General features: G+C 37.6%; 14 protein-coding genes. 9 read left to right on the top strand and 5 right to left on the bottom strand.

Translation table 11 applies throughout. The features are described 5' to 3' along the window. Positions 1 to 11: 11 nt before the first annotated feature. The gene (gene prmB / locus AC1M9A_RS03150; protein WP_092766327.1) at positions 12 to 1022 is read right to left on the bottom strand and encodes a 50S ribosomal protein L3 N(5)-glutamine methyltransferase; all 1011 of its coding nucleotides are present in this window, start codon (positions 1020 to 1022) and stop codon (positions 12 to 14) included. A gap of 371 nt (positions 1023 to 1393) precedes the next feature. On the opposite strand from prmB, the gene AC1M9A_RS03145 reads away from it, so the two are divergent. The 6 genes from AC1M9A_RS03145 (at position 1394) to AC1M9A_RS03120 (ending at position 6861) form a co-directional block, all read left to right on the top strand. After that, positions 1394 to 1603, top strand: a complete 210-nt coding sequence (locus AC1M9A_RS03145; RefSeq protein WP_035263597.1) for a cold-shock protein — start codon at positions 1394 to 1396, stop codon at positions 1601 to 1603. A gap of 123 nt (positions 1604 to 1726) precedes the next feature. Beyond that, entirely contained in the window at positions 1727 to 2032 is a 306-nt protein-coding gene (locus tag AC1M9A_RS03140; protein ID WP_481607396.1) for a hypothetical protein, read from the top strand. Positions 2033 to 2175: 143 nt separating this feature from the next. Then, positions 2176 to 3549 carry an ABC1 kinase family protein gene (locus AC1M9A_RS03135; protein ID WP_481607397.1) on the top strand — a complete coding sequence of 458 codons (1374 nt, stop codon included), beginning with the start codon at positions 2176 to 2178 and terminating at the stop codon, positions 3547 to 3549. 227 nt (positions 3550 to 3776) lie between these two features. Then, entirely contained in the window at positions 3777 to 5072 is a 1296-nt protein-coding gene (locus tag AC1M9A_RS03130) for an acyl-CoA dehydrogenase family protein (protein ID WP_092766330.1), read from the top strand. A gap of 30 nt (positions 5073 to 5102) precedes the next feature. After that, complete coding sequence (locus tag AC1M9A_RS03125) at positions 5103 to 6302, top strand: acyl-CoA dehydrogenase family protein (RefSeq protein ID WP_035263603.1); 1200 nt, start codon at positions 5103 to 5105, stop codon at positions 6300 to 6302. A gap of 73 nt (positions 6303 to 6375) precedes the next feature. Next, positions 6376 to 6861: a GNAT family N-acetyltransferase gene (locus AC1M9A_RS03120; protein ID WP_092766331.1), complete on the top strand. Its 486-nt coding sequence runs from the start codon at positions 6376 to 6378 to the stop codon at positions 6859 to 6861. Positions 6862 to 6899: 38 nt separating this feature from the next. Here the strand turns inward: AC1M9A_RS03120 and AC1M9A_RS03115 are convergent, their stop codons facing one another. Beyond that, on the bottom strand, positions 6900 to 8111 hold the full coding sequence (locus AC1M9A_RS03115) for an alkane 1-monooxygenase (protein ID WP_035263607.1): 1212 nt from the start codon (positions 8109 to 8111) through the stop codon (positions 6900 to 6902). Between the two features lie 188 nt (positions 8112 to 8299). Between AC1M9A_RS03115 and AC1M9A_RS03110 the strand changes: the two genes are divergently transcribed. After that, on the top strand, positions 8300 to 9232 hold the full coding sequence (locus AC1M9A_RS03110) for an AraC family transcriptional regulator (RefSeq protein ID WP_092766332.1): 933 nt from the start codon (positions 8300 to 8302) through the stop codon (positions 9230 to 9232). Between the two features lie 75 nt (positions 9233 to 9307). On the opposite strand, the gene AC1M9A_RS03105 is transcribed toward AC1M9A_RS03110, so the two are convergent. The 3 genes from AC1M9A_RS03105 to AC1M9A_RS03095 form a co-directional block, all read right to left on the bottom strand. After that, positions 9308 to 11173 carry a SurA N-terminal domain-containing protein gene (locus tag AC1M9A_RS03105; RefSeq protein ID WP_481609595.1) on the bottom strand — a complete coding sequence of 622 codons (1866 nt, stop codon included), beginning with the start codon at positions 11171 to 11173 and terminating at the stop codon, positions 9308 to 9310. Between the two features lie 128 nt (positions 11174 to 11301). Continuing rightward, entirely contained in the window at positions 11302 to 11574 is a 273-nt protein-coding gene (locus tag AC1M9A_RS03100) for an HU family DNA-binding protein (RefSeq protein WP_035263613.1), read from the bottom strand. Positions 11575 to 11742: 168 nt separating this feature from the next. Beyond that, positions 11743 to 12171 (bottom strand): phasin family protein, encoded by a 429-nt coding sequence (locus AC1M9A_RS03095; protein ID WP_481609676.1) that lies wholly within the window; start codon positions 12169 to 12171, stop codon positions 11743 to 11745. A 233-nt stretch (positions 12172 to 12404) separates the two neighbouring features. Between AC1M9A_RS03095 and AC1M9A_RS03090 the strand changes: the two genes are divergently transcribed. Both AC1M9A_RS03090 and AC1M9A_RS03085 read left to right on the top strand, forming a co-directional pair. Further along, the gene (locus tag AC1M9A_RS03090; protein WP_481609594.1) at positions 12405 to 13055 is read left to right on the top strand and encodes a hypothetical protein; all 651 of its coding nucleotides are present in this window, start codon (positions 12405 to 12407) and stop codon (positions 13053 to 13055) included. Positions 13056 to 13194: 139 nt separating this feature from the next. Next, positions 13195 to 13668 carry an Rrf2 family transcriptional regulator gene (locus AC1M9A_RS03085; RefSeq protein WP_035263618.1) on the top strand — a complete coding sequence of 158 codons (474 nt, stop codon included), beginning with the start codon at positions 13195 to 13197 and terminating at the stop codon, positions 13666 to 13668. Position 13669 lies beyond the last annotated feature (1 nt).

Here is a 13669-nt window from a genome sequence, read left to right as displayed (position 1 = left end):
CAACAACTCCTTTAAACTTGAACAGATTGAATGAATAAATCACGATATTGACGGCATTGTGCTGCAGTCAGTGCAAAAATACCTGATCCACCACGTTGGAATTGCAACCAGTAGAAATCAACAGTATTAAAGTTTTGCTTCATCGCCCATTCTGAGTTGCCCACTTCAATGACGATTAAACCATCTTCAGTTAAATAGTCTGCGGCTTGAGCCAGCATTTTACGCACAAGATCCAAACCATCTTGACCCGCTGCCAATGCCAATTCTGGCTCGTGATGAAACTCATCTGGTAAATCTGCCATATCTTCAGCATCGACATACGGCGGATTAGAAATAATTAAATCGTATTGATTTTCAGCAGGTATTTTAGCGAAAAGATCAGATTCCAATAAAGCTACTTGATACTGTTTATTGTGATGCTCACAGTTGATTTGAGCAACCTCAAGGGCTTCTTTTGAAATATCAGTAGCATCGACTTCAGAATCAGGGAATGCATATGCCAAAGCAATTGCGATACAACCAGAGCCAGTACACATATCCAAAATACGCTGTGGAGTTTTAGGATTTGGATTCACTGGCAAATTATTGACCGCTTCACCCATTTCACCATTTTCAGTCAAACAATAAGGTGCAAAACGATTTTCAATCAGCTCAACGATTGGTGAGCGTGGAATCAGTACACGCTCATCTACATAAAATGGTTTACCAAAGAAATAAGCAAGATTTAATAAATATGAAGTAGGAACACGGTCATTGATACGACGTTCGAGTAAACTCAAGAATTCCGCAACTTCGCTTGGCAGCAATTTTGAGTCTAAAATCTCAGCATCGGCATTCCAGTCTAGTGACAAAGTTTGTAAAACTAAAGCAGAACTTTCAGCAAAATAATCTTCAGTACCTTGACCTAAGTGTGCATCGTATTGACGTAATGCTGTAACTCCAAAACGAATAAAATCTCGAATAGTTGTTAAGTTTTCAGCGGCTTCCTGTAGATGTTCAGGGCTAATAGTCGGTCGATCCACTTAAGGCGTCTCCAAGGTCAATTTTTTAAAAACGGTCTATGATACCTTGTTTTATCCTATTAATAAAAAGTTCTATCCGTGTTATTCGGCAAATTTGTATTGAAAATTTGAATAGTTAGAATTATCCATTGAATAAGGTCTACTCATTCAGGTTTTAAAATAGCGAGAAAGTTGATTAAAACTAACGATATTGAAAATAATCGTGTATACTCGAAGCCAACTAGAAAATTTATGTTGTTTCATTAAATCTTTTATTTCGCAGTGTTAGTCATAATCCTACGTTTGGTTTCAGATTTTAAGTTTCATTTTTTTTCCAAGTTACATCATTGAGTTCAAACTCATAACATTAAAGTTTTATTAGGATTCCTATTATGTCTAATACTGTTAAAGGTACAGTTAAATGGTTCAACGAAACTAAAGGTTTCGGTTTCATCCAACAAGAAAACGGTCCTGACGTTTTTGCTCACTTTAGCGAAATCAAAGGTTCAGGCTTTAAAACTTTGGCTGAAGGCCAACAAGTTGAATTCAGCGTAACTCAAGGTCCTAAAGGTCCTAACGCTGTTGACATCGTAGCAGTTTAATTAACTGTTAAAAAAAAGCGGGCTTTGCCCGCTTTTTTTGTCTCTCGAAAAGCTCACCAGACTTGAAAAAGAAAATTTAGACTCAAACTAATAAAAGTTAAAGTGAATTTCAAAAGTTAAAGTATGAGTTATAAACACAATAATTTAATGGCAATGCGTCAAAATTACTGGAGTGATGATTCTTCCCCTCGTGTCACAACAGAAAAACAATTTCTTAAGAAATTTTTGATGGATCATCAAATTTTTGAAAATCCAAGTTTGGATGATGTTAAATATTTTTTCTTCAGCTTACCTAGCGTCATTATTATCAAAGCATATGCCCTTGGATTTATTCATGAAACTGTTGTCAACTTAATGAAGTTATTCATCTCTGAGTATCGCGTGTCTCTGTCTACTCGAGCTCAACTCCCAGTTAAATATCGACTTTAGAAAGCTTAGGCTATTTAAGTTTGAATAAATTGACCATTTATACACCTGATATTGAAATACTTGAACTATTTTAATACGTTCATAACATGTAATATTCAATACAATGATTTCTCTGCGCGATTCGCTTAAAGGACCTAAACTTCATGTCAGATCAGAATGAAAAGCTTAAACAATTAAAAACCTCTTCAATAGATCGCCGTCTTTCGATTGCGAAAGCTTCTCTACTGGCTGGCACACGCTGGGCTGCTTCAAGTGCGAGTTCTATTTTTTCAAGCGAAGAAGAAAAAGAAAAAAAACGTAAACAAGCGATGAAAGAACAAGCTGACTATCTTGTTGCTGAAATCGGTAAATTAAAAGGCTCTATCGTCAAAATTGGTCAAATGATGGCGTTATATGGTGAACATTTTCTACCTGAAGAGATTACGCAAGCCTTAAACACTTTAAATAATCAGACCGTTGCCCTCGCGTGGCCTGCGATCCATGAGCAACTGCGCAACCAACTTGGCTCTAAACTCGAAGATCTTACCATTGATCATGAGCCTTTAGGCACCGCATCATTAGCGCAAGTTCACCGTGCAACACGTAAGTCCGATGGTCTTGAATTGGTGCTCAAAGTTCAATATCCAGGTGTAGCAAGCGCAATTGACTCAGATATGAGCTTGTTTAAGAACATGCTCAAACTTACACGCATGGTTCCTCAAACTCGTGAATTTGATCAATGGTTTGATGAGGTTCGCGAAATGATGCATCGTGAAGTAAATTACAAAATTGAAGCTGAAACAACACGTCGTTTTAGAGCGCGTTTAAAAGATGATCCGCGTTATGTTGTTCCACAAATTATTGATCAATATTGTACAGATCAAGTGCTTTGTATGACTTTTGAGCGTGGTGTTCCGATTAATAGCCCAGTCATGCTTTCACTCCCTCAGGAGCGTCGCAACAAATTAGGTGAAGCATCGCTTGAAATTGCCGTTCGTGAAGTGTTTGAATGGGGCGAGATGCAGACTGATCCTAACTTTGGTAACTACCTAGTACGCTTAGGTGACGGCGCGCAAATTGAAGATAAAATCATTCTTTTAGACTTCGGTGCGATCCGTCAATTTGATGATCAACTCCTCAAGGTAGCTCGTAATTTAATTACCGCGGGCTATCATCATGATGCTCAAGCCATGGTCAATGCTATGACAGGTTATGAGTTTTTCGATGCAATGCCATTAAGCATTAAACCTGACATGGCAAAAGTGTTCCTTCTAGCTACTGAAGCTTTTAGTACTTATAGCAATAATCCAGACCTACCAACAGGCATTATGGATGAACAGCAGCGCTATGATTGGAAACAAAGCCAACTGCATAGCCGTGTGATGCAACGAGCATCCAAGTCGATGGCATCGCGCTATTTTTCAGTTCCACCGAAAGAATTTATGTTCATCAGTCGTAAGTTCATAGGTGCATATACATTCATGACTGTGATCGAAGCAAAAACAAATGTGCGCAAAATGATCCAATCATATGTTTAAGGAACAAAGACCATAGTGATCTATCGTGTCACTATGGTCAATTTATTAAATAAAAAATTTAATTACTAAAAAGAATATATCTTAAATTTCATTAGAATACCTATTCAATTACCATTTATCTGTTTGGTCAAAAAAGTCTTTTAAGCTAGTCATTTTCGACATAGTCATTTCACTAAACACATGTCACGATCTTGTTGTATAAAAAAACCATCAGGGAATTTACAACAATGAATGATATCGCAAACAAAGCGCAAGGTTTAGGCTTAGCCTTGATCACTAAGCTCGCAGGCAGTGATTTAATCGATCAATTAAAACTAAGAAAAATTATCGAACGCTCGCTTTATCAAGGTTCTAAGGCTGGATTTAAAACCTTGGGCTCTACACAGAAAATTTTTAAACAAAAATCCAATACTCCGACTCAACGTCTATCCAATCAGCAAAAAGGGTTATTTGATCTCAGCCTTTCTGAAGAACAACAGATGACTGTTGATGCGATGCAACAATTTGCTCATGAAGTTCTCTACCCCCTAGCACATACAGCCGACCACCAAGCTACTTTTCCAGAAAACTTATGGGCTCAATTTAAAGATTTAGGTGTCAATTATTATGCATTGCCTGAACAATACGGCGGCGTTGCTTCAGAAAAGAATGTGGTTACAAATGTGCTGATCGCAGAGCAACTTGCACAAGGTGACTTCTCATTAACAGCTACATTACTCTCCACGTTCTCAGTCATTAATGCAATTACACAGTGGGGTTCAGCAGAGATTCAAAATAAGTATTTGTCGGCATTTAGCGAACAAGATGATCTATTTGCAACTTTTGCTGTTCAGGAAAATACACCTGCTTTCAACCCTTTCCAATTAAAAACAAAAGCGACACGCCAAGGCGATCATTTTGTCATTAATGGTGAAAAAACTATCGTTATTCTAGGTGAGCAGGCAGATCTTTTATTGGTTTCCGCAGATTTAGATGGAACAGCTCAGGTTTTCATTGTTGAGCGAAATGAAACGATTTCATATAAAGCAAATCCAGCAATGGGGCTTAAAGCAACCCAATCTGTGAGCCTAAAATTTAACAACACACCAGCATTTAAACTAAATGAGCAAGATTTTGATTATTCAGCGTTCATTGATCTGGGCAATTTAATGTGGTGTGCAATGGCAGTGGGTACATGCCAAGCGGTTAAACAATATTGCATTCAGTATGCCAATGAACGCACCGCATTTGGTGAACCAATATCCCACCGTCAAAGTGTTGCATTTATGATCGCGGATATGGCTATTGAAATTGATGCTATGAAAATGTTGGTTTTGAATGCTGCAAGCCGCGCAGAATCAGGTTTAAGTTTCCATCGTGAAGCATACTTAGCACGAATTTTGTGTGCAGAAAAATCAATGAAAATTGGCACTGATGGCGTACAACTCTTAGGTGGACATGGCTTTACCAAAGAACATCCAGTTGAACGTTGGTATCGGGATTTGCGTGCTACTGCCATTATGCATTCTGGTTTACATGCTTAATCAAATAATAAAAATTTAAGGACAAAGATGATGAATTTAGAAAATCCGAAAAAATTTAAAATGCTTGTTGATCAAGCTCATCAGACAGCGTTAAACGTGCTTCGCCCTATTTCACGCAAATATGATAAAGCTGAACATGCTTATCCCAAAGAACTCGACATGTTAGCATCCCTATTGGATGGTATGAATGAAGGTGGCGATGGCATGAATGCTGGCGCTGCCGTCAATAAACGTGGAGATACGACTCAAGGCAACAAAAATGGCGTGAACATGTCTACTGCTTTGGGTGTAATTGAGATGTGTTATGGCGATACTGGTTTATTACTTACCATGCCTCGCCAAGGATTAGGTAACTCTGCAATTGCTGCTGTAGCCAATGAAGAGCAACTTGAACGCTTCAAAGGAACTTGGGCTGCGATGGCAATTACCGAGCCAGGCTGTGGATCTGATTCTGCAGCAATACGCACCACAGCGACTAAAGATGGTGATGATTATATTTTAAATGGCGAGAAAATTTTCGTCACTTCTGGTGAACGAGCTGATTCAGTCGTGGTTTGGGCAACACTCGATAAAAAACTTGGGCGTGCAGCAATCAAATCATTTGTTGTTCCTAAAGGCACGCCTGGCATGACCGTTGAACGTCTTGAACATAAACTCGGAATTAAAGCTTCAGATACTGCTGTCATTCGCTTTATCGATTGTCGTGTCCCTGCTGCAAATTTATTAGGCAATGCTGAAATCGATGTTGCAAAAGGTTTCGCTGGCGTCATGGAAACTTTTGATAATACACGCCCTCTTGTGGCTGCAATGGCAGTTGGGTGCTCTAAAGCGTCTTTAGAGCGTATCAAGGAAATTTTTAAAGACCAACTAGATGCTGAATATGCCACCCCCTACCTTCAATCCTCAAATATTGCAGCTCAGATTTATCGTATGGAAGCAGAATGGGAAGCTGCTCGTTTATTAACCCTAAAAGCTGCATGGATGGCTGACAATAAAAAGCCTAACTCGCGTGAAGCTTCAATTGCAAAAGCGAAAGCTGGACGAATTTGTAATGAAATTACATTGAAGTGTGTCGAACTTGCTGCAAGTGTAGGCTATACCGAAGATGAGTTGTTGGAAAAATGGGCGCGTGACTCCAAAATACTAGATATCTTCGAGGGTACACAACAAATTCAACAGCTTATTGTTGCGCGCCGTGAACTTGGAAAATCATCAAGCGAATTGAAATAAATCACGTTGAATTAAACTCAACTCCGATGAAACTTAGATATACTCTGTGAAGATTTAATAAGTTTCATCGATTATGTACTTTATTCGAACTATTCAACCCCAAGATAATCCCCATATTGCAAAAATCATTCGTGAAGTCTCAGTGGAGTTTGCTCTCGCTGCTGAATCAGGCTTCGCAGTAGCAGATCCAATTCTAGATCAACTCTATGACGTTTATACAAAACCTCACTCCATATATTGGGTTATTAGCAATGACCAACACGAGGTCTTTGGTGGTGGGGGCATTGCACCTTTGCTGGGCCACGAAAACACCCTAGAGATACAAAAAATGTATTTTATGCCCTCAATACGAGGTTTGGGTTTTGCAAAACAAATTCTAGAAAAATGTATCCAATTTGCACGAGATCAGAGTTACACGCAAATTTATCTCGAAACCACAGCATCTCTCTGGCAGGCTGTAAAATTATATGAAAAATTAGGTTTTCAACATCTACAACACCCATTAGGAAATACTGGACATAGTGATGCATGCGAAATACGCATGTTAAAAGTATTATAAAAAAACCGACCCATGGTCGGTTTTTTTATTTTTGAGTGTTAGCCCAATAATTTATCAATAACACCAAATTTTTTAAAAATTTTTGCTCGTCGTTTTGGATGAATATTGGCTTTATTTAAATCGCCACCATAATGGTCAAATACGCGCTTATCCATAATTTTAAACCATAACTTAGGTATTAAAACTGGGATCAACATCGTCGCATATCCACTTGGCAACACTGGCGCTTCTTCAAAGTTTCTCAATGCTTGGAATGGTCGTGTCGGATAAGCATGATGATCCGAATGGCGCTGCAACTGGTATAAGAATAGATTGGTTGTGATGTTATTATTATTCCAACTATGTTCAGGCATAGTACGCGAATAACTTCCATCTTCTTTCTTTTCTCGCAATAAACCGTAGTGCTCAAGATAGTTGACCATTTCAAATAAAGTCACACCGTAAAGTGACTGTATGGCTAAGAATGGTAAAATTTTCTTACCATACAGTTTTAGCATCGTTGCGTGAAAAGTTGCACTAATGGCTGCGCCGTGAAATAACTCATTTTTCAGTGAAAAGAACGACTCACCCTTACGATTTAATCGATGTTTTTCAATCTGTATTGCTGACTTCAAGCCACCGCTAATGGTTCTTGGAAGAAACTCGTAAAAGGTCTCACCCATCTTAGAAGTCGCTGGATCTTCTGGAGTAGCTGCGCGCTTATGATGCCCATATGGGTGCTCAATACGGAAATGATTGTAACCAAGTGGTGCTAGTGTCACGTGTGACCAATAATGATCTGCACGCTTCGGTCGATGGCATAGTTCATGGGCAGTATTCACACCAATACCGTTGATCAACCCCATAGTACAACCAATCAACAACTGATCCAACAATGGGGTTTCTTTACGAGAGACCACGTATCCAGCAAAAAAATTGGCTGCATATTGTAAAGGAACAAACATTTTTACTATACGATCATAGTAAGGATCACTGACTAATTTTTTGATCTGCTCATCACTCGGATTATTCTCATCAGTACCGACCAAAGCATCAATGGTGGGAATAATTACGTGTAATAATAAAGGTCCACCTAATGCAAACAATTTTTTAGTTGCTTTAGGTCCGTATTGATATCCAGCCAAAAAGCCCATCCCTAATACAGGTAGTGCTGGACTAAGCAACCATAAGTAACGCTTCTTATCCAGTTGTAAGCCTTGCGCTATCGGGTTCTGACTCAATAACTCTTCAACTTTTACCTTTGCATTCACTTGCAATTTTCCTTTTCTATTTCTTATTTTTATCTTTGTTCATTTCAAATTTCAAATACAGTCGTAATCGTCCAAAAAAGCTATTGAGTCGTATTTCCACAACGATTTTGAAGCTAAAATACATTATAGAAATCTTTACACATGTTAAGATTCAGCAATTGTAAGCGTATAGGGAATATACGAAAAACATGGATGCCCTCAGTCAAGTTTTTGAAGATATTCACCTCAAAAATACGGAATATCTCTACCTTCAAGCACAAGGTAAATGGGCTTTTGAGTTAAGTCATCAAACAGCCATGATTACCTATATTTTATTATACGGTGAAGCCTTTTTTAAATTTCAAAATGGCGAACAGCTACACTTAAAAGCTGGAGATATGGCAATTATTCCTTCTGGAATGTCACATCAAGCCTATAGCCATCAAGAACAAACATTAGTCAACATTACTCAAATAGATCATTTATTTAAAGGTTTAAGAGATGATGAAATTATCCTCGGTGACGAAGATGATAAATCTGAGAAATCTCTCATCTTCAGTATACGATCTAACATGGACAGTATTATGGGTGGACCATTGATTCAAGCCTTACCCACTTATATCCATTTAAACAATGCACTGAATGCTAGAGAGCCGGAGTGGTTAAGGATCGGGCTTTATTTCGTGGCTGATGAAACCAAGATGAACCGACCTGGTCGCCATAAGATTATGGATCACGTGGTGAGTATTATGTTAATCGAATGCGTGAGAGATTACATTTCCACGCTTACAGATCAGAATAACTGGTTAAATGCACTTACTCACCCAGAATTGAGCCCTGCATTTTCAGCGATTCACAGCCAACCAGAACGAAACTGGACTGTAGAATCATTGGCAGAAACTTGCTTTATGTCGCGTTCAAAATTCGCTCATTTATTTCAAAATATGGTGAATGAAACACCATTAGCATACTTACAGAAACACCGTTTAAGATTAGCCAGTCAACTTTTACGCTTGAGCCAGCTTTCAATCCAACAAATCGCGCACAAAGTTGGTTATTCATCAGAGACTGCATTTAGTCAAGCCTTCAAAAAACATTATCTATGCAGTCCAAGCCAGTATCGGAATACTTATTTGAATTAATCGAATTAAATAAATCATAGCAAAATAAAAAAAGCACCGAAGTGCTTTTTTTATGAAGATAGAATTACTGGTGAGTTACTTAATTTTTGCAACTGACTTTAAATACTCAGTGTAATCTTTAAGTAATTGTGTACCACGATAGTTTTGATAAAGCTGTGCAAGCTGCTGTTTTTCTTCAGCCGAAATCGAATCCATAGATGGTTTTTTTACCTCAGCCACACCGATAATTACCATTTCATTTGGTAATTGAGCTGTAGTCACAGACCACATTCCTGCTTTAGGTGCAGGCACACTAAATGCAGCACGTTCAATTTCTCGTTTAAGACCTTGAGAACGAGTAAAAACACCAGCATTTACGAAAGATTGCTGATGCTTAGATAAAACCTGCTGTGAAGGTAGTGTTTTAAAATCCTTTAACATTGCAGCAACTTTTGCTTGAGCAGCTTCATATGCCTTTTGATTCAACAGCTTTTCTTTAACCTTCGCTTTGGCTACTGATAAAGGTTGAACACCAGCTTCACGGTATTCACGAACTTTCAACCAAACTGTATCACCATTCGCCAATTGTATATTGCTGGTCGCATTACGATCACCATTTTTTACATCTTGACTAAAGATCTTAGCTTTTACAGCAGGATCCGCTAGGACTGTATTTTGAGTGGCAAGAGTTACATTATTCGCAGTAACCAATTTAGCCGATTTTAATTCCTGAGGGACTACATCTAAAGCATCGCTACTTACAACGAGCTCATTCAAACCATTTACTAGATCAGAATAAGCATTGGCATTTTTAGATTTTAATAAATCAGCTTCAAGACGTGCTTTTTCAGACTCAAAACTAGCAACATTCACTTGAGCAGCTTTAGCTTGAATAATATGTACACCAAAATCGGTTTTTACTGGCTTAGAAATCGTACCTTTTGAAGCTTGAACTGCATTATCAAAAGCATCACCGAATACACCGGCTTCATAACCATCAACTCGACCCGCATTATCTTTGGAACTAGAATCTTCAGAATACTGTTGAGCAGCCTCTGCAAAAGATAATCCTGATTGAATTTTTGCATAGACATCATTGGCTATTTTTTCAGCCTCAAGCGCAGTACGATTATCTGTTGTAATCAAAATATGTTGGACTTCAACTTTGGCATTTTTATTTTGTTGAGTTACATATTGATCATAAGCTTGTTTTAATTCTGCATCTGTAACAGTTGTTGTGGCATTTGCTACCATAGCAGGCGTTACCAATACATAATCAAGATCAACTGAGGCAGGTTGCTTAAACAGCACTTTATGTTTTTCATAATAAGCAGCGACTTCAGCATCAGTTATTTTTACAGACGTTTTGTAATCATCCAATTTTACAGATGACATAAATAACGTACGTTGCTCACCTTGTAGATTTGCGATTTGCTGAATATCACTTTGGCTTACCAAAGAATTATCACGAATGCTTGAAACTAACATTTGAAGCGCATGATCTTGTCTTAAATTTTGGATTAGACCCTGGCTCGTCATATTAATTGATCGAAGATAGTTTTCATAAGCTTGTTGTGAAAATTTACCATCAACCTGCAGACTTGGCTGTTGAGCAATCATTTGTTCAATCTGAGCATCACTTAAACTGATGCCTAACTTTTCAGCCTGCTGAACCAATAAAGCACGATCAATTAAACTATCTAGAGCCATTTGTTCTATATACGATTGATTCAGAAGTGATTCATCACCTTGAACCATTTGTAAGAATTGATCTTTATAATTCTTCGTTTGAACTTCTAGCTCTTTATTAGAAATTTCTAAATCATTAACGGTTTTAGCAATCCCATCTTTGTTTCCACCACCGAAATAGCCTTCAATACCGACCAATGCCAATGGTGTCAAAAATAATACTAGAAGGACTTTGCCGAGCCACCCTTTAATGAGTTTACGAAACGATTCCATAGGTATTCCAATATTTTATTTCAAAGCGATTCTAACTGATAATCCAAACCGAATATATCAGATGAAGCCATAAATTTTCTTTTTAATAAAAAACGCGCCAAGTCGGCGCGTTTTGGACTTAATAAGAATTAAGCTACAGAATCTTTTAAACCTTTACCAGCTTTAAAGCTAGGAACTTTGCTTGCTTTAATTTGTAATTCTTCGCCAGTTTTCGGGTTACGACCAGTGCGTGCAGCACGATCTTTAACGCTGAAAGTACCAAATCCTACTAAAGTAACAGAGTCACCTTTTTTCAGCGCTTCGCCAATAGAAGCAATAGTCGCGTCCAATGCCTTACCAGCATCAGTCTTAGACAATCCCCCTTTCTCTGCAATCGCATCAATCAATTCTGATTTATTCATGAAGATTACGTCCTCTTATATCGTTTGTTTAAAATCCAAGGCTTGTATTTTAAAAGGCCATGACGACTTTATAGCAATGCTTTGGGGGGAAACGCAATACTGCTCGACCTGTTTTGATCAAAATAAGCGACAAAAAATACCAAAATTACAGTTTTATCTCTAAATCCATCATTTTTTTTCGAGTTTGGCTCGTAAAGCTTGATTTTCAGCAATGAGCACATCTAATTTCTGGTGAATATCTAAAATCATATTCTCAAGATGTTGTACATCTTTAGTTGAGACGAGCCCAATACGATTAAGCGAAGTACTCACCCCATGATCTAAAAGTTTTTCGACCTTATCTTTTTTATCCGTAACAGACTCTTTAGTTTTTTCCGCAACTTTGTTTACTGTTTGATCTGTAAATTCAACCGTTTTTGATTCAAGCTCTTCACCAACTTTGACTAAAGAGTCAAACATTTTATTACCTTCTTCCTCTGCGCGAGAAAAAGCACCTAAACCAGCAAGCCAAATTTGTTTAGTATATTTACGAAAATCAAGTGTGGACTTACGTTGATGCTTTGTTTTACGTGAGTTTGCAGATTGTGAGTTGTCCATTAATTCCTGTTCTTTATTGTTATTTACATCTTGATCCACCGTTACACTCCTGTATATTTTAGCCTCTAAACTGACTATTCGTGCATAAAATACATTGATAATATCAAATATCGCTATTGAACCTTGTTCAAAACTGTTCTACAAAGCAATGATAAATGATGTAATCTTAGACTTAATTTAAGTTTGTGTTAATAGAACTTTTTAGATTTATTAAATTTGAATAGGATTTTTTTATGAGTGAATCGCAACAACAACAAGGTCATACCCGTTTGTTGCTTAACATTGTTATGTTAGTTTTAGAGACATTCTATTCTTTCGTCTTAAAACATGACCGTGTTGTTCGCCTTCAAGCAAAAAAATTTGTAGAACAACAAATTACAATTAAAATGAATAGCTACATCCCCTATTTTGACTTTTATATCCAATTTACGGATAAAGGCATCTTATTTGACCTTCAAGCGCCAGAAAAAGAACCTGACCTCAAGGTAAGTAGTACTTTAGTCGATATCATTCAAATTTTCGGGTTCGCAAACCGCAGAAGTTTGAAAAAAATGCGTATTGAAGGTGATCAAACCCTTAAAGACGAATTCAGAGATTTAGCATTGCATCTCTCAACACCGAAATTACTTTCAGATTGGAAAAATTGGTTAACAACAGCTTCTGAAGACCAAGATACAAAGGCTTCGAGAAAACGCATTGCACCATTACTTGAAAAAATTGACTTACAAAGATCTAAAATCAATACACTTCAAGTAGAGGTAAAACAATATAAAAATCGTATTCGTCGCATGCAATCCAACCAAAAACGTATCAACATTGCATTCGGGATAGTTTCGGTTCTATTTGTGGCTTTAATCGTGTATAATTTATTGAATAATTATTAAAATAATAAAGTTTTATCTGTTTGAATCCTCGCCATATTTAATTCCGATTAATTTAGTTGGTTTTTAGAAAAAATACTTGACTAAATTAGTCGGAATTCATAAAATTTCATCATCTAGCCTTTTACACGTGTATCGAATCATGCGCTTAACCACTCGCGGTCGCTACGCAGTGACTGCATTACTTGATCTAGCTTTGCAGCCGACTGAACAAACCATTACTTTGGCAGAAATTGCTACTCGCCAAACTATTTCTGTGGCTTATTTAGAACAACTATTTGCTAAATTAAAGCGTCATGGCTTGGTTTCGAGTGTACGTGGTGCTAATGGTGGATACCATTTAGCGCGTAATGCTTCTGATATTACGGTCTTAGAAATTATTGAAGCTGTAAACGAAACTGTTGATGCAACACGTTGTGACCACAAAGGTAACTGCCAAAATGGCGCAATGTGTCTAACTCACGATTTATGGCAAGAACTCTCCCTCCACATTGCCGATTACTTAGCTAAAATCTCTCTTGCTGATTTAGTTGCTCGCGATAACGTTCAAACTGTTGCGATCCGCCAGAATACAGCTCCATTAGATTCAGCCCTTTTATCGGTTACAGGTATTTGAC

The sequence above is a fragment of the Acinetobacter sp. ANC_7634 genome, assembly GCF_056779875.1.
This window is presented reverse-complemented; position numbering and strand designations above follow the sequence as displayed.

Excerpts from the sequence above, each read along its gene's own strand:
- AC1M9A_RS03145 (WP_035263597.1), top strand. The coding sequence starts at position 1,394 with ATGTCTAATACTGTTAAAGGTACAGTTAAATGGTTCAACGAAACTAAA.
- AC1M9A_RS03140 (WP_481607396.1), top strand. The coding sequence starts at position 1,727 with ATGAGTTATAAACACAATAATTTAATGGCAATGCGTCAAAATTACTGG.
- AC1M9A_RS03135 (WP_481607397.1), top strand. The coding sequence starts at position 2,176 with ATGTCAGATCAGAATGAAAAGCTTAAACAATTAAAAACCTCTTCAATA.
- AC1M9A_RS03130 (WP_092766330.1), top strand. The coding sequence starts at position 3,777 with ATGAATGATATCGCAAACAAAGCGCAAGGTTTAGGCTTAGCCTTGATC.
- AC1M9A_RS03125 (WP_035263603.1), top strand. The coding sequence starts at position 5,103 with ATGAATTTAGAAAATCCGAAAAAATTTAAAATGCTTGTTGATCAAGCT.
- AC1M9A_RS03120 (WP_092766331.1), top strand. The coding sequence starts at position 6,376 with ATGTACTTTATTCGAACTATTCAACCCCAAGATAATCCCCATATTGCA.
- AC1M9A_RS03110 (WP_092766332.1), top strand. The coding sequence starts at position 8,300 with ATGGATGCCCTCAGTCAAGTTTTTGAAGATATTCACCTCAAAAATACG.
- AC1M9A_RS03105 (WP_481609595.1), bottom strand. The coding sequence starts at position 11,173 with ATGGAATCGTTTCGTAAACTCATTAAAGGGTGGCTCGGCAAAGTCCTT.
- AC1M9A_RS03100 (WP_035263613.1), bottom strand. The coding sequence starts at position 11,574 with ATGAATAAATCAGAATTGATTGATGCGATTGCAGAGAAAGGGGGATTG.
- AC1M9A_RS03095 (WP_481609676.1), bottom strand. The coding sequence starts at position 12,171 with ATGGACAACTCACAATCTGCAAACTCACGTAAAACAAAGCATCAACGT.
- AC1M9A_RS03090 (WP_481609594.1), top strand. The coding sequence starts at position 12,405 with ATGAGTGAATCGCAACAACAACAAGGTCATACCCGTTTGTTGCTTAAC.
- AC1M9A_RS03085 (WP_035263618.1), top strand. The coding sequence starts at position 13,195 with ATGCGCTTAACCACTCGCGGTCGCTACGCAGTGACTGCATTACTTGAT.